The organism is Flavobacterium resistens (assembly GCF_900182645.1).
Classification (GTDB): Bacteria; Bacteroidota; Bacteroidia; order Flavobacteriales; family Flavobacteriaceae; genus Flavobacterium; species Flavobacterium resistens.
In genome coordinates this window covers 1,112,063-1,132,636 of the sequence record NZ_FXTA01000002.1, presented here as the reverse complement: position 1 = coordinate 1,132,636, position 20,574 = coordinate 1,112,063, and the positions used below count along the sequence as shown (strand labels likewise).

The 20,574-nt window shown below is 33.0% G+C and carries 14 protein-coding genes; 7 read left to right on the top strand and 7 right to left on the bottom strand.

Annotation, left to right across the window (positions count from 1 at the left end; genetic code table 11):
• Nucleotides 1–41: 41 nt before the first annotated feature.
• The 5 genes from FN795_RS11025 to FN795_RS11005 all read right to left on the bottom strand — a co-directional run bounded on the left by FN795_RS11025 (nucleotide 42) and on the right by FN795_RS11005 (nucleotide 10,299).
• Entirely contained in the window at nucleotides 42–671 is a 630-nt protein-coding gene (locus tag FN795_RS11025; protein WP_142450635.1) for a DUF4230 domain-containing protein, read from the bottom strand.
• A gap of 210 nt (nucleotides 672–881) precedes the next feature.
• On the bottom strand, nucleotides 882–3,176 hold the full coding sequence (gene tamL / locus FN795_RS11020) for a translocation and assembly module lipoprotein TamL (RefSeq protein ID WP_142450634.1): 2,295 nt from the start codon (nucleotides 3,174–3,176) through the stop codon (nucleotides 882–884).
• A gap of 4 nt (nucleotides 3,177–3,180) precedes the next feature.
• On the bottom strand, nucleotides 3,181–8,283 hold the full coding sequence (locus tag FN795_RS11015) for a translocation/assembly module TamB domain-containing protein (protein ID WP_142450633.1): 5,103 nt from the start codon (nucleotides 8,281–8,283) through the stop codon (nucleotides 3,181–3,183).
• 174 nt (nucleotides 8,284–8,457) lie between these two features.
• Nucleotides 8,458–9,417, bottom strand: coding sequence for a GSCFA domain-containing protein (locus tag FN795_RS11010; protein WP_142450632.1), 960 nt, complete (start codon nucleotides 9,415–9,417; stop codon nucleotides 8,458–8,460).
• Between the two features lie 105 nt (nucleotides 9,418–9,522).
• The gene (locus tag FN795_RS11005) at nucleotides 9,523–10,299 is read right to left on the bottom strand and encodes a hypothetical protein (RefSeq protein ID WP_142450631.1); all 777 of its coding nucleotides are present in this window, start codon (nucleotides 10,297–10,299) and stop codon (nucleotides 9,523–9,525) included.
• A 374-nt stretch (nucleotides 10,300–10,673) separates the two neighbouring features.
• Between FN795_RS11005 and FN795_RS11000 the strand changes: the two genes are divergently transcribed.
• Nucleotides 10,674–12,419 carry an ABC transporter ATP-binding protein gene (locus FN795_RS11000; protein WP_142450630.1) on the top strand — a complete coding sequence of 582 codons (1,746 nt, stop codon included), beginning with the start codon at nucleotides 10,674–10,676 and terminating at the stop codon, nucleotides 12,417–12,419.
• A 263-nt stretch (nucleotides 12,420–12,682) separates the two neighbouring features.
• On the opposite strand, the gene FN795_RS10995 is transcribed toward FN795_RS11000, so the two are convergent.
• Both FN795_RS10995 and alaS read right to left on the bottom strand, forming a co-directional pair.
• The gene (locus FN795_RS10995) at nucleotides 12,683–13,504 is read right to left on the bottom strand and encodes a hypothetical protein (protein WP_142450629.1); all 822 of its coding nucleotides are present in this window, start codon (nucleotides 13,502–13,504) and stop codon (nucleotides 12,683–12,685) included.
• Nucleotides 13,505–13,684: 180 nt separating this feature from the next.
• On the bottom strand, nucleotides 13,685–16,324 hold the full coding sequence (gene alaS / locus FN795_RS10990; protein ID WP_142450628.1) for an alanine--tRNA ligase: 2,640 nt from the start codon (nucleotides 16,322–16,324) through the stop codon (nucleotides 13,685–13,687).
• 286 nt (nucleotides 16,325–16,610) lie between these two features.
• Here alaS and FN795_RS10985 point away from each other — a divergent pair, with 286 nt between their 5' ends.
• The 6 genes from FN795_RS10985 to FN795_RS10960 all read left to right on the top strand — a co-directional run bounded on the left by FN795_RS10985 (nucleotide 16,611) and on the right by FN795_RS10960 (nucleotide 20,380).
• Nucleotides 16,611–17,588, top strand: a complete 978-nt coding sequence (locus FN795_RS10985) for a M23 family metallopeptidase (protein ID WP_142450627.1) — start codon at nucleotides 16,611–16,613, stop codon at nucleotides 17,586–17,588.
• 46 nt (nucleotides 17,589–17,634) lie between these two features.
• Nucleotides 17,635–17,967, top strand: a complete 333-nt coding sequence (locus tag FN795_RS10980) for a MerR family transcriptional regulator (RefSeq protein ID WP_142450626.1) — start codon at nucleotides 17,635–17,637, stop codon at nucleotides 17,965–17,967.
• A gap of 34 nt (nucleotides 17,968–18,001) precedes the next feature.
• Complete coding sequence (locus tag FN795_RS10975) at nucleotides 18,002–18,586, top strand: LemA family protein (protein WP_035651882.1); 585 nt, start codon at nucleotides 18,002–18,004, stop codon at nucleotides 18,584–18,586.
• A gap of 45 nt (nucleotides 18,587–18,631) precedes the next feature.
• Nucleotides 18,632–19,069: a TPM domain-containing protein gene (locus FN795_RS10970; RefSeq protein ID WP_142450625.1), complete on the top strand. Its 438-nt coding sequence runs from the start codon at nucleotides 18,632–18,634 to the stop codon at nucleotides 19,067–19,069.
• Nucleotides 19,070–19,072: 3 nt separating this feature from the next.
• Nucleotides 19,073–19,888: a TPM domain-containing protein gene (locus FN795_RS10965; protein ID WP_142450624.1), complete on the top strand. Its 816-nt coding sequence runs from the start codon at nucleotides 19,073–19,075 to the stop codon at nucleotides 19,886–19,888.
• A gap of 78 nt (nucleotides 19,889–19,966) precedes the next feature.
• Nucleotides 19,967–20,380, top strand: coding sequence for an RrF2 family transcriptional regulator (locus tag FN795_RS10960; RefSeq protein ID WP_053470541.1), 414 nt, complete (start codon nucleotides 19,967–19,969; stop codon nucleotides 20,378–20,380).
• Nucleotides 20,381–20,574: the final 194 nt, after the last annotated feature.

Sequence of the window (20,574 nt, the reverse complement as noted above, 5' to 3'; positions counted from 1 at the left end):
GACAAGATTGTAAAAAAAACTTTGTTCCTTTGAACCTCAATCTACAATTTCAGATCTTGGTTCAACTCAGTCTCTGACTCAATAGTTTTCCCGTTATACTGCAGTTTCCAGCCCATTGAATTTGTCATAATTAAAATCTTAGACAATTCGCTGATTAAACGGTTTTCGGCGTTTGTTTTTAATGAAGATGTTTCGATTTTCTTAGCCAAATTCGCTTTTACTGATTTGTTGATTTTATTGTAATCATCGCCAGTAAACGGATTCAGTTTACTTTGCTCAACATCATAAAACTGAATATCGGGATTGATAGTAATTTCTTCTTTTGGAATATTTAAAATCGTAATGGTTTTATTTTTTTCGTCGATGTCGTATTTCATTTTATGCAAATCATAAGCTACAGTCACATTCGCATTTACAACAACAAGTGCTTTCTTTTCAAAAGAAATCATGTCCATGAAATATTTCTGCTGATTTTTATAGGTGATGACTTCTGAAAAATGTCCTTCGGTGACAACCAATTTCCCAACATTTAGAATTTGTTGCTGAATTAAATTGGTATTATATTGAATATCAGAATCGTCGTCTTTTTTGAATTGGCAATATTTAAAAGCCAAAATAATGACTAAAACAATAACACTGATACCGATAATTCTTTTGACTAAGTTTTGCATTCTTCTAAAATATTTTAGACCAATTTACTGCTTTTTTCCTTTTTTTTCGCCACGAATTCACGAATTATATTAATTTTCTGAAATGCTTAAAGTTGAATTATTCGAATTTTAATTTGTGAAATTGATTAAAAAAATCAACGCCAAGATTAGATAAAATTTGCGAATTGCTTTGCCTGTTCGCTATCGCTCGAGTCGTGGCAGAAAAAAACCTTAAAACGGATATCCAATTGCAATATTCAAAATCAGGTTTTCTTTTCTCCAAGGTCCACTTCCAAAATCGATGTCTTTAATTACCCATCTTTGACCGTCTGGCAAATACGGTTTTCTAAGCGGAAAAGCCAAATCAGTTCTTAGAATAAAAAAAGACACATCAAATCGCAAACCTACACCTGCGCCTACTGCGATTTCTTTCATAAAATCTTTAGAAAATTCTGCTCCCGGTTTATTGGGATCGGCATTTACTAGCCAAATATTTCCTGCATCAATAAAGGCTGCGCCTTTTACAATACTAAAAAGCTTCGTCCTGTATTCGGTGCTGAATTCTAATTTCAAATCTCCTGATTGATCTGGCAGATAATCATTTGTTGTTGCTGTGTTTACATAACTTCCGGGTCCAATTGATCGTGCTCTAAAAGCTCTGATACTATTTGTTCCTCCAACCACAAACTGTTTGGATGTTGGCAAAACACTAGAATTCCCATAAGGAATACCAGCTCCAACAATGATTCGACTGGCCAATTCACTTTCTTTCCCCAATTTTAAATAATGCCTGAAATCGCCTCTTATTTTTGCATATTGACTAAAAGGGACATCAAAGATTTTAATTGTATCGTTCTTTTTGATATTCGCGCCAGTAATCAAACCCGTTACGTTTCCAGCCAAATCCAATTCTCCGCTAAAATAAAACGTATTCTTTTTACGCTTCTGCATAGTATTCGTGTACGTGTAGGTGTAAGTGGGTCCAAAAATCAATTGTTTCTCAATTACTTTTGCTAAAGATGAATCTGCTTTAATATCATCGCGATATTCCTGTGTTACATGATTCGGACTTACATACGTAATATCCATGACATTCAATTGGTGTTCTTTTCGGGCATTTTCTTTCCACAAGTAACCAAAAGAAGTTTTAAACGAATTCAAAGCATACAATTGTGTTCTGTTTTGATATTCATACCGAAGCGTTGCTTTGGTTCTTGGAACATATTCACTCGATCCATCAATATGAAATGGCGTTATAAATCTTGGCCAGGTCAAACTCGTTTCGGTTCCTAATTTATAAATATTCTTGCCTTTATTCACTCCCGCAAGCTGAAAATCAGCACCGCCAAAAACAGAAACAGTCAGCAATTCTGCTCCACGAAATAAATTTCGATTGTTCCAATTTACATTGAGTTCTGTACCTGTGTAACTTGCTGAATTTGTTTTCCCCAAAACCTCAACGCGAATGAATTTCTTTGGTAAAAGCGTCAAATAATAATAGGAATCCAGTGCGTTTTTTATGCTGTCTGATGTTCTAAATTCATTTTTAACAAAACTGAAAGTACCAAGATTTACAAATCGGTTTAAAGTCAAATTGTGATCTTTTCTATTGTATAAATCTCCTTTTTTGAAATAAATTGTTCGGTCAAAAACTCTTGGTTTAAAAGTATTTGCCGTGTCAATAATGGTGAAATCTTTGTACTGAACAATATCTTCTGGTTTGTATTTTACACTGTCTTTTGAAATGGAGAAATTCGGATAAACAATAATTTTATCAATTTTATAAGCTGTCAATGCTTTTGGCGGAGTATCATCTTTTATTACCAATCTGATTTTTACTTCGTGATCGCCTTTACTGCTGTCTACTTTTGCCAAAATATAATCTGGATTAAAATAATAATAGCCTTTTTCTTTTAGTCTTGCGTCTATTCGTTCTCTTTCGGCTTTTATAACATCCAAATCATACGGATTTCCAACTTTCAGCAAACTTCTTCGACTTGATCTTCCAATGATTCTTGACATTGCCAGTGAATCATCTGGGAAAGTCACGCTTTTGATGATGTATTGCTTTTTTGGTATAACGATATATTCTGCAGTAACTCTTTTATTGCTAACCGTAGAATCGGCACTGACACGGGTTTTAAAATAGCCTTTGTTCTCCGTAAAATTTCTTAAAACAGAGGTATTATAATCTAAATCTACTTTGCTAAAAAGCACAGGTTCTTCACCTACTTTTGTTCGAAGCCAATACCGAAACCCTTTTTGTTTTTTAGGTTCGCCAGCAATATTATAAATCCATAATTTCGGGCGAAGACCCAAAAATTGCTTATTCGGTTTTGGGCGAAGCAAATCTTCAAGCTGATTTTCTAAAGCTTTTCGGTCTTTCTTTTTAATAACCGAATCTTTCACTTTTACTGAAGCGCCAGTATAAAGCAAATCACCTTCGGGTAAATATTTAGTATTACTGCATCCAAAAACAAAAAATAAGGACAGCGTAATAAAATATTTTATATATCTGTTTTTCATGTCCTTATGTTTTTATATCAGTGCCTTTAATTTGATTTTCCTCTTCTTTTTTCTCTTTTTCTTTCGTTTCTTTTTCCTTTTGTTTTTGTCGTTCCTTACGCAGTTTTTCTTCTCTAATCATTTCTTTTTCTGCTTCACTGCGATGAAAAAGTTCACGGAATTTATTGTAACTCATGGTAATAATAAAAGCAATTCCGGTTTCGATTACCTGACCTTCAACTGCCACTTGATATTCGTTTTTTCGATACGCACGAAGCATATAACGACCGTCTTTCGTTAGCTGATAGTCTAAAGCAACATCGCCTGCAATATTGGTGCTTTGCTCGTTGGCGCGCTCCTGTCCTTCAACTGCAAAACTGCTTCCAACAGTAACTTTCAATCGGTCATCTAAAAGTTTTTTAGAAACACCAACATTCAAATCGGTTCTGTTTTCCATCGTTCCTGTGGTGTAATCTTCTGTTGATTCCAAATCAAACTCCAATTGTACACCGCTGATCAATTCTCCAGCAAAATCATTTAATTGTTGAGAGAGAATTTTGCTCACACTTTGTCTCGCCAAAGATTCTGCACTTGTACCGCCACTTTCACTCGCAAACGGATTTTCGCCAATAAATCTATTCAATAATAACAGTGCAAAAACCTGTTTGTTTAATTCGGCTGGTTCTTGACGCAATTGTTCTAATTTTGTACGAGACAACTCTACAATATTAGAAGAAACCCCATAATTACCCTCTGGAAGTACAATATCAAAAGTGATTTCCGGCTTTAATAATTCACCATTCATTTTTAGATGTGTCTCAAAAGGTATTTTTTGTTTATAAGTGTTTTTTTCAGCCTGAGTTTTATCTCCTAACTGATTTCCAAGCAAATCAATAGGTGCGGTTTCTACTTTATAAATTGCCGTAATATTCAAACTTGCCATTGTCGGCTCTCCATTCCAGGTAATTGAACTTCCTTTCTGAATATTGAATTTTCTTCGGATCATGTTGAAATTCATTTCATATGCTCCATCTGTAAATTCATATTTACCCGTTAAAGTTGTTTTTCCCGAAGGGTCAATTCCGCCTGTTAACTGCGCTTCGCCTTTTAAGTTCAAATAATCTCCGTTTCCTTTATCGATAATCAATGTCAATTCCGCTTCTTTATCAATCGAAATATCAACGCTGACATCCATTCCAATTAATTCTGACTGATTTAGTTTTTTCTCCATCTCAGCCGTTTGTCTCAAGTATTGATTGTCTTCATCTACAAATTCCACAATTCCTTCTCTGTCAGCAATCGAAGGATCTGATTGTGGCAAAACAACCGTAAACTTAGTTTCTTTATTTACTTTAATATTTCCGCCAATAACAGGATTTTCAAGCGTTCCTTTTACATTTAATTTGGTGTCCAAAAACAAATCTCCATAAAACAAATCATTGTCGGGTGCTTTAGAATGAATCGCTCTAAAATCATCAGCCACAATTGTTAAACCGAAATTATATTTCTTGAAATCTGGTGACTGAATGGTGCCATCAACCGTTAATTCGTTGTCATTTTCATCGTGAAGCGTAAACTTGTCAAAAGCGATTATGCCGTCATTAAACGTGATTTTTTCCTGATCCATTTTAAAGTACGAATTCAGCTGTGTAACTCTGAAAGCCGTATCATTAAAATTAAGTTCTCCGTTAATTTTTGGCGCATCGGTTGTTCCCTGAATTTTAAAATTACCTGATAAATAGCCTGTTCCTTCAGAAATATTATCCATACTGAAACCCTGAATGCTTTTGATATTCAGTTTGTTTATCGCCACATCAAAATCAAAAGTTCCGCCCTCAATTACATAACCTCCTGACAGTTTTACATCGTTTCCTTCATCGCTCAATTGTACATTCGCAGTAAGAATATTGGCTGTTTTATTATCTACTTTTATTTCTAAATCGCCAACTTTATCACCTTTAAAAATAAAGTCGTCAATTTTTAAATCTGACGTAAATGTTGGTTTTGTCATTGCGTTTTCGACAACTGCATTTCCATTAATTAAACCTTGCATGAGCAATTTGTCTTTTTTGACAATGTTCATGATAGTTTCGATTTTGAAGTTGACAAAATCAACCTGAATTGGCGCATTATTTTGTGTTCCTCGCGATTGAATTTTCAATTCATTTCCGTCATTTTCAAGAAAGAATTTGTTGATATAAAGCTGGTTTTTTCCAAATTCAATGGCGTTTTCCGGATCGATTTTCCATTTGTCATAATTTAAAACGAAATTTTCAGCATCGATTTTGAATATGTTTTTAGAATCTTCGGCTTTGAATATTCCACCAACAAAATATTGTTGTTTATCTTTTGCATCTTTTATTTCGAGTGCATAATCCAGAATATTGTTTTCTACTTTTCCTGACAAACTCGTAAACGGAATTTTTAAAGAACCGCTTTCAATTGTAGCAAAAGAAATAGCATATTCTAAAGCATTTTCTTTGGCTTCAATATTTATTTTTCCGTCAGAAATGGTATTATCTGCATAAACAATTCTTGGAATTGAACCTTTTATTTCTAAAGAATCAGCAACATTATTATATTTTCCAGTAATTTTAATAGGCTCTAAACCTGTCAGTTTTGGAATTAATTGAAACAAAATCGGATCGTTATCAACCGTTAAAGTAAAAGCCAATCTTTGTTCGTCAGATTCTCCATTTACTTTCGGATTTTTTAAATCAATATATTTCGATAATGATTTTTTTACTGATGCAATTAGCGTTGTCAATTTGTATTTTCCGTCAACTTCGGCTTTTAAAAACTGTGATGAAATTTTGATATTATTTCGGGTATTATCTGAAAATGCAATTACACGAACCGAGTCTAAAACAATTGGTTCTTTGTCTTGCAAAATCTGAATGTTTGAAAGAAACACTTTTCCGTTTAGAAAATCAGGATTACTGTTGGCAATATCGGCATCAACGTTTCCACGAAGTTTCATTGGTCCGGCGTGAAGATTCAATTTTTCTAAATCGGCTATATCTAAATTTAATTTTAGTTTTACAGCCGGATATTTCTCTTTTGTATTTCCGCTGGCTACCAAATCGAAATTCAAATTTGGATCTTTCATTCCTGATCTTACAGCAAAAGATCCATTTTCAATATTTCCTTTTAATGCTAAATCTCTGTAAGTATATTTATTAAAAACCGCTTTTTGAACCAATCCGTCCACTACTGCATTTGCGGTTTTTGAGTCTAAACCAGTTCCTTTGACTTTCGCTTTAAGCGTAATTTTTCCAATCGAATCATTTTTGATTAATCGTCCAACATTAAAATCCAATAAATAAACCGTGGCATCGTATTTCTCTCTTTTTTTGATGCGCTGATCAAACAAAGCATCGATTTTTGCATTTCCGAAACTGCTGTTCAATGCCAAATTTGTTTTGAAATTCTGCACCGAACCTTTAAATTTCCCAACTAAACTCAACTGTGAAGGAATTTGAATATTCGTCGGAATTGTTCCTTTTGGCACAAAACCATAAATATCTTTTGAAGTGCTTGATAGTTTTTTGATATTCAAATCGTAATACGCTTTTTGAGCATCAGGCAAGCCTTTTATCTTCCCCGAAAGGGAAACTTTTGTAGTTCCGATTCCGCTCATTTCGAATAACGGAATATTCAAATCTTTTACTTTACCGCTCAAACGTGTATTAATCGCCAAAACAGCATTTGGATTACTTTTAAATGGATTTGTTTTTTGTAAATCTGGCGCAAACAATAAAATGTCTTTGAAACCAATTTTTGAATTCTTTACATTAGCTTCGATCGAAAGGTTCGCAAGATCTTTTTGAAGCGCTTTGAGCGATTTATACTCTACTTTAATTTTATCCTGAAGAAGCGTTTGTGGTGTTTTTAAATATAGATTATTCAGATACGCATTTTTTGGACCATAGAAAAAGTCGGTTTTTAAAGCCTGAATATTTAAACCGCTTTTTTCATTTGCTGTAAGCGCTTTAATGTTTCCTGAAATAGTATCATTGGCATAGTACAATTTCTCGGCCTGAAAATTAAACTTGTTCAAATCCAAATGACCATAATCTAAACCTTTTGCAACAGCTTTTGACTGCATATCATCAAACTTGAATGCAACATTTTCAATATCAACTTTATTTAGTTTTGCTTTCCAGCCCGCTTGTTTTATGGCTGTTGTATCTAAATCTGGCGCGTCAATTTGTTTGTCTTTTACTCCTAATCTTAAATTTCCGCTAAGATTTTTTAGTTCGAAAGTATCGAAATCTAAAAACTGTTTGTTTAGATCAATTTCATTGAAAGACAAATTCAGATTTCCGAGTTTTATTCCCGAATCTAATTTTGAATCTTTATTATCATAAGCAATATCAATTTTTGACAAACTGATTTTTCCGAGTTTCAATTTGAAGTCTGGTCGCTTGGAAATTGTATCGACTGCTTTTACTGAAACTTCGGCAATTTTCTCTACAACATCTTGATTCAAAACTAATTTCAATCCGTCAAGATCGATATTCGGAATATCAAAATTCATTTTATCCAAATCAAATTCTTTGAATTTTGTGTCAAAATGAGTCAATTTTACGCGAATATCATTTTTAGAGAAATCATCTTTAAAATTGAATTTGATATTATCTAAATTGACTTTTACAACCGAAATTTTAAAAGGTTTTGCATTTGGATCTTCGACTTTTGGTTCTTTTGATTCGAATGCTTTTATAATGTAATCGAAGTTGAAAACGCCGTCTTTATTTCGGGAAATGTTAGCTGTCGTATTTTCTAAAGAAACTGAATTGATTTCGAGTTCACTGCTAACCAATTTAAAAAGATCAACATCGAGTTCTAATCGTTTACCAGACAGTAAAGTATCTTTTTTTTGATCTTCAAAATAAAAACCTTCCAGCACTACATCTTTTGGAAATTTAATCGAAATATGATCTAACGAAACTTTGGTTTTTATCTTTTTATGAAGGTAAGAAACCGCTTTGTCCTTAACAAAATTCTGAACTGACGGAACCTGAATTAAAACAATTAAAAGCAATAAAAGCGCAACCACAGAACCCACGCACCAAAGGAGTACACGAAGTGTTTTTTTTAGAAAATGAATTGATTTCTTATTCATACGTCAGCAAAACACGATTAGATTAAAGTTGCAGTTTTATAAGGCTGTAATTATACAGTCTACAAAATTGTGGATTTTAAACCTTAACAATTTACACAATTATCTGCAATTATTCTAAAATTTTACTGTAAAATAGTTAATTTCTTACTTTATACGAAAAGAAGATTTGGCAAATTAAAAGTTGATTTGTGGCAATTTTTCTCCTAAAAGATTTATTTTTTGCTGAAGTTTTGCTAAAAATTTTTGATGCTGTTCTGATTCTGGATTGAAACTTCTGTGACGCAGACTTTTTTGGATTTCATCAACTTCCTGCATTACCGAAATGCTTTCCTGAGCAATATAATTTTCACTGAAAAGTTTCCAGATATAATCAATCGCAATTTGGTTGGGATGAAGCATATCTTCGGTATAAAAACGATAATCGCGAAGTTCATCCATCATGATTTCGTACGAAGGGAAATAATTATGAGTTATGAGTTTTGAATTATGAGTTTTTAAAACTTGATGAAGCGCCGTGAATAAATGTGATTTACTTAGTTGATTTTCTACGAAACCATCTTTTATGTGACGAACTGGGGAAACGGTGAAAATGAAATTTATGTTTGGATTTAATGTCTGAATTAAATCAATTGTGTTTTGAATGCTTTTCTGAATTACTTCGACAGATAATAACTCTTTTGAGAATTGTTTTTGTGGCACTTTATGGCAATTGGCTACAATTTCTTCGCTTTCGAGATTTCTGTAAATCCAGGAAGTACCGTATGTAATGATGATATGTGATGCTTCTTTTAATTGTTTATTGGTTTCTGTAATTGCTTTGTTTAAAGTTTCAAGCAATTCTTGTCGGTCGGAATTACTTAAATCGGAATGCACTTCATAACTGTGCCAACGTTCGTTGTGAAAGAAAACATCTTTCTCCTCGAACATTTCTTGTTTAGAAATTCTCTCAAATAATTTTTCAATTGAAACCGAATTAAAAATAATCCCAAACGGATTGGTTTCATTCTGAAATTTAAAATAATCAAATTTCTCCGCCATATTTTCTGCAAAACAAGAACCAAAAGAAAGTACTTTCGAATTATAATCGATTGGAGCTTTACTTTTTGAAATTGGTATTTGGGTTCTAAATTGCATGGTTTTTTTATTCAAAAATACAGTTAAATCCTCATTTATGCTCAAAAAAATCCCCAATTAACTGATTTGCTAATTGGGAATTTTTTTTATTTAAAAACTAAATTATTAGTAAGCAATTTCTAATTTGAAAGAATTTTTTGTGTCTCCAGAAAAATATTCCGTAACGTAATTGCTGCTATTGTATTTATTAGTAGTTTCTACAGTTGCTGTTTTAGTAACCTTACCGTCAGAACCATAAGTAGTTGTAACATTTTTTACTGTGTTATTTGCAGAATAGAAGTCAAAATCACTATCTAAATCTAATAATGCCTTTAAACCTGTAATGTTGATAAAAGGGCTTTTCTTATTATCGTAAGTACTTGTTATTTTCTCCATCAATACTCCATCGATTAATTCAGAAGACACCATATTTCCGTTCACCAAAGTATAAAGTGTAGTGGTATCATACTTAATCTCTTGTTTATTGATGATTTGAGATTGGTTAACATTAACTGTTCCGTTTGCATTATACACAAAAGTTAATTTCTCTTGAGTACTTTTATTAGCTTCCCATGTTGAAATTTTAGAAACTAATTTTGTTCCTTCATAAGCATAAACATCTGTAGATTGTAAAACACTAGAAGCATACTTTTCTACTTTAGTGATAAGATCTCCTGTGTACGTATATACAGATCTAGACGCATCTGAACCAGCAAGTTCTTTCAATTTGTTTCCATCATACGTTAAAGTATAAGTATAACTTCCTGATTGTCCTTCAATGACTTCTGTTTCAGTAATTTTTTTAGGCAATAAAACTGCATCTGTAGATTCTGATGAATCATCACTTGAACATGAAGTTAATAATAGAGACAAAGCTCCGAAAAGACATAGAATTTTTTTCATTTTGTTTTTGTTTAATATGTTATTTATAGCAAACATACTGCAACCACAAATCAAAGCATTACGGAAATCCACATCTGAAATAAAATAAAACCTAAACAATTGTTAATGCACTATTATTAAGTAAAATAGGATTAATTATTTTAGAGAAAAAAAATGTCCAAAAGTCAAAAGACAGAGAAGAACAGATTTTTCGGTGTCTTTTTTATTGTCTCGATATTAAAAAATCTGTTGTACAAAAAATTAAAACATACTGACTTTAAAAAAACATTTCGCTTATTTCATTTGTAAAAAAATTACATTTTAAATAACACAAACTAAGTCCACAAACTAAAACAATTGCTTACTTTTGCATCTTCCACTTTTCTAAAAATCATATGAAATTATTATATTCTTATATAATCAGACACAAAATGCTTTTGCTTTTTGCGCTGATTATGGCTTCGATAAACATTTGTTTCAGTTTATCAGATTCTATTATTACAGGTAAATTAATGCAGGACTGCGGTGTCGGGCTCCATAAATATGACGGCAACGCAACTGGTTTTATCAAATCATTGTCATTTTGGCTTGGGCTTTCGCTTGGAGCAGCAATGATTTCCCGAATTACAAAAAACTTTCAGGATTATTTTACCAATGTTGTCATTCAGCGAACTGGCGCTCAAATGTATACTGACGGAATTAAAAAATCTTTGGATTTGCCATACGCCGAATTTGAGGATCAACGAAGCGGTGAAACTTTAAGCAAACTAACCAAAGTTCGTTCTGATTCTGAAAAACTGATTACACTTTCGATTTCGTTAATCTTTCAAACCATTATCGGATTCATATTCGTTATTGTTTATGTTGCCCGAATCGATTATCGTATTTCAATTATCTTTTTAATTACGGCGCCAATTATTGCTTTGGTAAGTTCTTATTTAGGAAAAAAAATAAAAGTAGTTTCTAAAAAAATTGTAAACCAAACAAATGCTTTGGCCGGCTCAACAACCGAAAGTTTGCGAAACATTGAGCTTGTAAAAAGTCTTGGTTTGACTTATCAAGAGGAAAAACGTCTTAACTTAAATACTTTTAAGATTTTACATCTCGAATTAGAGAAAGTTCGTTATATCAGAAGTTTGAGTTTTATTCAAGGAACAACGGTTCACTTTTTAAGAACTTGTGTGGTGTTTACTTTGTATTATTTCTTGTTTGGAGGTAAAATTATTGTGGGCGATTTATTGACGATGGTATTTTTTACTTTCTTCATTTTTGGTCCGTTGCAAGAACTTGGAAACTTTATTATTGCGGTTAATGAAACGAAGGTTTCTATGGAGAATTTCAGAACATTATTAAATGCTCCAAAGGAATTTCGTCCTAAAAATCCAAAACATGTAGGTGCGATTCAATCACTTTTATTTTCAAATGTTAGTTTCAAACATAAAACGGCAAAATTTAAAGCCGTAGAAGATATCAATTTTGAAATCAAGCAAGGCCAAACTGTTGCATTCGTAGGTCCGTCTGGATCTGGAAAAACCACTTTAGTAAAATTATTAGTTGGATTATACACGCCTGCAGAAGGCCAGGTTTTTTATAATGATATCGATTCGGCCGAAATTGATTTACTAGATCTAAGAAAGCAGTTAGGTTTTGTAACACAAGACGCTCAATTATTCTCCGGAACTATCCGTGAAAACTTACTCTTTGTTAAACCAAATGCAAGCGATGAAGATTTATACGACGCCCTAAAAAGGGCAAGCTGTGAAAAATTGTTAAAACGCGCTGAAGATGGTTTGAACACCACAATTGGTGAAGGCGGAATTAAAGTTTCGGGTGGAGAAAAACAGCGTTTATCTATTGCCAGAGCGATTTTAAGAAATCCGAATTTATTGATTTTTGACGAAGCAACTTCAGCTTTGGATTCTATTACCGAAGAAGAAATTAATGCAACAATTAGAAATATTTCGGACAAAAACAGAATCACAGTTTTAATTGCACACCGTTTATCGACTGTAATGCATGCTGATAGAATATTTGTCTTGGAGCAAGGTAAAATTATCGAGCAAGGTAAACACGATGATTTGATTGCTGAAAAAGGATTGTATTACGCAATGTGGCGCCAGCAGATTGGTGAGCGTAAGTAATTTTTGAGCTACTAAGATGCTAAGGGACTAAGGTACTAAGTTTTTTTTAATCGCGTCCAGCTTTAGCTGGATGATGTGTAACGATTTAAAGTTGAAGGGCTTTAGCCAAACGGAATAGTTTGGCTAAAGCCCTTTCTAGTTCTTAACTTTTTCATCCAGCTAAAGCTGGACGCTATTAAATTAAACACAAAACCCGACAGATTTTAAAAACCTGTCGGATTTACGTTATGTTTAATAAAATCAGCTATGATCTTTTATGCTTATTAATAAATATATTCAGTGGTTTTAAATCTTTCTGATACTTTTACAGGATAACCTTTTTCATTATAAATATAATCTATTTTAGAAGAATTTGAATTTAAATAATTTCCATTCCATAAAACAGATGAAGTAGTCGTGTTAACTACATTATTTACAAATACATCCTTCATTAATAAATCAAACCCTAAAACATTTTTAAAAGGCGTGCTATTTGCATCATATTCATATAAATATTCTGTCGTGTCTGTATCAGAATAAACCAAATATGAACCCTCACTAATCTTCGAAACTCGTTTTGTCAAATTCCCATTAACAAAAGTAAGCTTATCAACATTACTCTCTAACTCAATGTCTCCTAATTTCTCTACTTCAAAGAATTCTGAATCTTTATAATATGTTTTCATTATAGCACTGCCATCAGCATTATATGTGTAAACACTTCTTTCTTTATAGCTTCCATTTGGATATTTAGTCGTGAAATTTTTTGAATAAGCTGTAGAAACCAATTTGTTTTTTTCATAAGCATATGTATATTCTTCTTTCTTTACATCACTACCACTTTGAGTATTATACGTAACTTCTTTTACAATAAAATCACCTTCATAAGTAAAATCTGTTCTTTCGTTTTGACCAGTAATGCTCTTAATTTTATTTCCATTATAAGTAAAATTAACTGAGCTCACTATAGAAGATCCTGTACTACTGTATTTTGCTGTTTTCGGCAAAATAATTTCTGATTTACTCGTGCTCACGACTGCATCGTTAGAACACGAAGTTAGCAATGGCAAAGCAACTGCTAAAAAATAAACTAAATTCTTTTTCATAACATTCTTGTTTTAAAATTAATCTGCAAAATAATATGGTTTTTATTTTACTCATTTCCCCTAAAAGTTATAAAAATGACATTTTAAGTTATTTCATGTAAATGTAAAAACCCGACAGGTTTTAAAAACCTGTCGGGTTTAATTTTATAAAAAACTTAGAACCTTAGTAACTTAGAATCTTTATTTAACGAAATCCACAGCCTTAGCCAAAGCTTCTGCAATTCCATCAACATTTTTACCTCCTGCAGTTGCGAAGAAAGGTTGCCCTCCACCTCCACCTTGGATGTATTTTCCTAATTCGCGAACTACTTGTCCAGCGTTTAAGTTTTTCTCTGCTACAATTTCTTTAGAAATATAACAAGTTAACATTGGTTTTCCTTCGTGAGCTGTAGCAAAAACTACAAATAGATTATTATATGAGCCTCCCAATTCGTAAGCCAAATCTTTTGCCCCCTCTGGGTTCAAATCTAATTGTTTTGCTAAGAATTGAACTCCGTTGATCTCTTGTAATTCTTTAGCTAAATCAGCTTTCATATTTTTAGCTTTATCTTTTAATAAAGCTTCCACTTGTTTTTTCAATTGAGTATTTTCATCTTGTAATGCCTGAATCGCTTTTACAGGATCCTGAGCATTTTTAAGCACTTCTTTAATTTCATTAAAAGAAATTGCCTGAGATTCAAAATATTCTTTTGCTGCTTCGCTTGTAATTGCTTCAATTCTTCTAATTCCAGCTGCAACTGCACCTTCTGAAACAATTTTAAAGTGCCAAATATCTGATGTATTTGCAACGTGTGTTCCTCCACATAATTCGACAGAATCACCAAATTTAATTGTACGAACTAAATCACCATATTTTTCTCCAAATAAAGCAATTGCTCCATCTTCAAGCGCTTGTTCTTTCGGAATTGCTCTTTTTTCAATTAATGGCAAACTCTCACGAATTCTTGCATTTACAAAATTCTCTACTTCTAGTAATTCTTCATCAGAAACTTTAGAGAAATGAGAAAAGTCAAAACGAAGTGAAGCATTACGAACCATCGAACCTTTTTGCTCAATATGAGTTCCTAAAATCTTACGCAAACCTTGGTGCAATAAATGCGTAGCGGAGTGATTTGAAGAAGTTTTAGCTCTTTGAATTGCATCAACTACAGCATTAAAAGTTCCCGTAATATTTTCCGGTAATGATTGTGTTAAATGTATCGTTTGGTTATTTTCTTTTTTCGTATCAATGATATAAATAATATCTCCGTTTTGAGCTTCCAGATATCCTTTATCTCCAGTTTGTCCTCCGCTTTCTCCGTAAAATGGTGTAGCATTGAAAACTAATTGGAAAATTTCTCCATCTTTTACACTTTCTACTCTTCTGTATTTAGTGATTTTAACTTGCTGAGATAATCTGTCATAACCAACAAATTCCTGAATATCATCTTCAACAATTACATTCCAGTCACCAGCAGTTACTTTAGATGCTGCACGTGATCTTTCTTTTTGCAATTGCAATTGTTCCTGGAATCCTTTTTCGTCTAATTTCAATCCTTTTTCTGAAAGAATCAAAGCTGTTAAATCGATTGGAAAACCGTAAGTATCATACAATTCGAAAGCTTTTTTACCATCGATTGTGTCACCTGCATTATTTAAAATTACAGCATCCAAAAGAATTAATCCCTGATCTAATGTTCTTAAGAAAGAGTTTTCTTCTTCACGAATAACATTCGAACAAAGTGCTTTCTGCGTTCTGATTTCCGGGAAAGAATCTCCCATTTGCTCGCTTAAAGTTTCAACTAATTTGAAAATAAATGGCTCTTTTGTTCCTAAGAAAGTAAATCCGTAACGAATAGCACGACGTAAAATTCTACGAATTACATATCCTGCACCCGTGTTAGAAGGCAATTGTCCATCAGCAATAGCAAATGCTACTGCACGAACGTGATCTGCAACTACACGAATAGCAATATTCATTTTATTTTGTTCTTCACTAATGCCTGTTACGTCATTAGTGGTATATTTTGCACCTGTAATGGTTTCGATTTCTCTGATCAATGGCATGAAAACATCTGTGTCATAGTTTGATGTTTTTCCTTGTAAAGCCATACACAAACGCTCAAATCCCATTCCGGTATCTACGTGTTGTGCTGGAAGTTTTTCAAGAGAACCATCCGCTTTACGGTTGAATTCCATGAATACGTTATTCCAGATTTCAACTACTTGCGGGTGATCATTGTTTACCAAGCTCTTTCCAGAAACTAATGCTTTTTCTTCTGCAGAACGTAAATCAACGTGAATTTCAGAACAAGGTCCGCATGGTCCTTGATCTCCCATTTCCCAAAAATTATCTTTTTTATTTCCAAGAATAATTCGATCCTCGTCAATTAATGTTTTCCAGATATCCCAAGCTTCTTGGTCAAACGGAACATTATCTTCTTTGCTTCCTTCAAAAACAGAAACATAAAGATTTTCTTTTGGGATTTTATACACTTCTGTCAATAATTCCCAAGCCCAGTTGATAGCCTCTTTTTTGAAATAATCACCAAAAGACCAGTTTCCAAGCATTTCAAACATAGTGTGGTGGTAGGTATCAATACCAACTTCTTCAAGATCGTTATGTTTTCCTGAAACACGAAGACATTTTTGTGTATCGGCTATTCTTGGACTTTTTGGAGTTCCGTTACCTAAGAAAAATTCTTTAAACTGGGCCATTCCCGAGTTATTGAACATAAGGGTTGGATCGTCTTTAAGAACAATAGGAGCTGAAGGAACGATAGTATGTCCTTTACTCTCAAAAAAATCTAAAAATTGTTTACGTACGTCTTGTGATTTCATATTTTAATTAGAAAAATGTGTCAATTTAATGTGTCAATTTGATAACTAGATAATTAGATAATTAGATAATTAATTCATTTGATGATGCATCAAGTTTTTTATAATGAAATTAAAAAACTTATAATTTAAACAATAAATTGTCTATTTTGCGCATTATCTAATGATAAAATAGTCCCCAATATCTAATCATTAATCCTCTTAAAAAAAGTGTCGGATAACTGAAACATTTAGCAGTTTTATTCGACTAACCTATTTTACAAGGTGCAAAAATAGCGTATTTTAAAATATGGCGAAAGTAAAATATTATTACGACTCAGAAAATCTGGCTTATACAAAAATAAAAACCAGAAAAAGAATAAAAATAGGTTACGCATTATTGTTTTTAGTGGCTTCAGCATTGTTTGGTTTTTTAGTTTTTGTTCTTTTAATTAATACGCCTTATTTCGAAACTCCAAAAGATCGTTTACAGGCACGTGAAATTGAAAATTTAAAACTTCAATATTCAATTTTAAATAAAAAACTAGACGAAATTGATGATGCTGCAGACGCATTAGAAGAACGTGACAATAATATTTATCGTGTATATTTTAACAAAGCTGAAATTCCAGATTCGATTCGGAAAGCTGGCTTTAGAAGTTCTAACAAATACAAAGCGCTAGAAGGGTACAATAATTCTCAACTAGTTTTAAATACGACAAAAAGAATAGATAAACTTTCGAAGCAACTGGCCATTCAGTCGAAATCTTTAGATGAAATTTTAAAATTAGCTGGAGCCAAAGAAAATTTATTATTAGCCATTCCTGCCATTCAACCCGTTCGAAATGAGAATTTAAAACGTGTTGCTTCGGGTTTTGGATATCGTCTTGATCCTTTCACGAAAGTGAGAAAAATGCACAACGGAATGGATTTTACAGCAAACACAGGAGCTCCCGTGTATGCAACCGGAGACGGCATAGTGAGCAGAGCTGACAATACAGCTTCTGGATATGGAAATCATGTTGTAATACGGCACGGATTTGGATATGAAAGCCTTTATGCTCATTTAAGCAAATACAATTGCAGACCAGGCCAACACGTTAAAAGAGGTGACATTATTGGTTATGTAGGAAGTACCGGAAGATCTGAAGGACCGCATTGTCATTATGAAGTGCACAAAGATGGAAAAGTCGTGAATCCGTTGAATTTTTATTACGGAAATATTTCAGCTGCCGAATATGTTGCAATTTCGCAAATGGCGAACCAGGAAAACCAATCATTAGATTAATACTTTAAAAAGTGTTATTTTTGAAATAAATTAGAAATACAAAAACATGCATATTGAACTTTCAAAAGATAAAAGATATTACAGTATTGGCGAAGTTGCCAAGGCTTTTAATGTCAATGCATCATTGATACGATTCTGGGACAGCGAATTTGATATTCTGAAACCAAAAAAGAATGCTAAAGGAAACCGAATGTTTACTCCGGAAGATATTACAAACCTGCAACTGATTTATCATTTGGTCAAAGAAAGAGGTTTCACGCTTGACGGTGCTAAAACGCATTTAAAAGAGGGACAGAAGAAAACATTAGATAAATTCGAAATAATACGTAAATTAGAGACCATAAAAACACAATTGAACGACATCAAAAACGAATTGTAATTAAAAATAGAAATAAACTTAAATCAAAACAAATATGAAAAAGTGGTTAATCCCTGTAGGAATTCTTATCGCATTTATTGCTATTATCGCATTTTGGTCAATTGGAATTAAAAATACTGCCTTACAGCACAGTCAAGCTGTAAATAAAGAATGGGGTAACGTACAAACAGCTTACCAAAGAAGAAATGACCTTATTGGAAATTTAGTAAACACGGTTAAAGGTGCTGCTGATTTTGAAAAATCAACTTTAACAGCAGTAATCGAAGCTCGTGCAAAAGCAACTTCTGTAACTATTGATCCAAGTAATGTGACTCCAGAGCAATTGGCACAATTCAACCAAGCTCAAAGCGGTGTAACTTCTTCATTATCAAAATTATTGGTTTCTGTAGAACAATATCCAACTTTGAAAGCAAACGAGAATTTCTTGAAATTGCAAGACGAATTAGCAAGTACAGAAAATCAGATTTTAACGGCTAGAACTCGTTTTAACGAATCTGTACAAACTTATAACGGATATGTTTTAAAAATTCCAAACAACTGGTTCTTGAGCGAATACAAAGAAAAACCATACTTCGAGGCTTCTACCGGAGCAGACAAACCAGTTGAAGTAAAATTCTAAAATCTAAAATCTATCCCGATAGCTATCGGGACTAAAATCATTTCCATGTCACAAGTAGAAGATTTTTTATCCAAAGAAGATGAACAAGAAATTGTTGAAGCTATTCGCGTAGCCGAGAAAAATACTTCTGGCGAAATTAGAGTTCATATAGAAAAAACAACTTCTAAAGCTCATTTTGATCGAGCTTTAGAAGTTTTTCATGAATTACGAATGGATGAAACCAAACTAAAAAATGGCGTATTGCTCTATTTCGCAGTTGAAGATAAAAACTTTGTAATTTGTGGAGACAAAGGAATTAATGATTTGGTTTCTGATGATTTTTGGGATTGTACCAAAGACATCATGAGCAATCATTTTAAATCTGGAAATTTTAAACAAGGAATTGTAGATGGAATTACAAATGCCGGAGAACAATTAAAAAAATACTTTCCGTGGTCGGAAGGCGACACAAACGAATTATCTAACGAAATCTCAAAAGGATAAATAATGAAAAATTCCAAAAATACAATCTCAAATTCCAATAGAATTTTTCAGTTTACTTTTTTGTTTATCGCGTTTTTTGTTTGCAATACTATTTTTGCTCAGTTTGACATTCCTAAAAAACCTGATTTCCAAACTTCTGTTTACGATTATGCCAATGTTTTAAGTGCTTCTGAAAAAACACAATTAGAAGAAAAACTAATTCGTTATTCTGATTCAACTTCCACTCAAATTGTTGTCATTACTATTGAAAGCTTAAAAGGCGAAGATATTGGAATTCTTACTCCAAAATGGGCTCATGCATGGGGAATTGGACAAGCAAAAGAAGATAACGGGGTTTTGATTTTATTGGCTAAAGCCGAAAGAAGAATCTGGATTTCTCCTGGTTATGGATTAGAAGATCGTTTAACAGCAGGAATTGGAGGAGAAATTACCCGAAATATTATTATCCCGGAATTTAAAGCAGGAAGTTATTATCGCGGACTTGATAAAGGTGCCGATGCTCTTTTTGATGTGTTTAAAGGCAAATATAAAAGCGAACGCAAGCAATCTAAAGGAAAAGACTTTCCTATATTTCCATTTATCGTCATTGTGGTAATAGTATTAATTTTACTTTCCCGCAATAAAAGAGGTGGCGGAGGAAATTCTGGAAATAGCGGCGGAGGTCCTAGCCTACTTGATGTTATCATTCTGAGTAATCTTGGAAGAAGTAGCGGAGGCGGTTTTGGAGGGTTCGGCGGTGGATCATCTGGCGGCGGCGGTTTCGGCGGTGGATTTGGCGGAGGCGGATTCTCTGGTGGAGGTTCAGGCGGAAGCTGGTAATTTATTTTGTTTCTAATTTCAAGTTTCAGGTTTACTAAATTATTTTAGTTAAATTTACAATTCATAATTCAATCATAGATGTTATCACATAAAGCAAAATACGCCCTTAAGGCCTTACTTTATTTAGCTGAACAAGACGAAAATCACATTTCTAGAACTATAGAAATTGCTGATGGCGCTAACATTCCTAAAAAGTTTTTAGAGCAAATTTTATTGGATCTAAAACGAGGACGTTTTGTGAGCAGCAAGCAAGGAAAATTCGGCGGATATTATCTGATAAAATCTAAAAACGACATTACTTTGGCAGAAATTCACCGATTATTTGACGGTGCAATTGCACTTTTGCCATGCGCTTCTTTAAATTTTTACGAGCCTTGTTCTGATTGCAAAACCGAGTCTGAATGCAGTCTGCGTCACGGTTTAATGCTTATCAGAGACAAAACTTTGAAGGCAATGGAAGGCATCACAATTGCCTCATTAGTAAATAAATAAAAAAATATTCCCTAAACCCTATCGATTTAATAGAATTTGTATATATTTGCCAAAAATAATTAACAAACCAATTACAAATTTTTAACTCATGAAAGAACATTTCAGTTTATTAGGCGTAACCAAAAGTCTTTTGCAAACAAATTCCAATAGTCAGTTCAAAACTGCAAAAAGCATTTCCTGTATGATGTGTATGT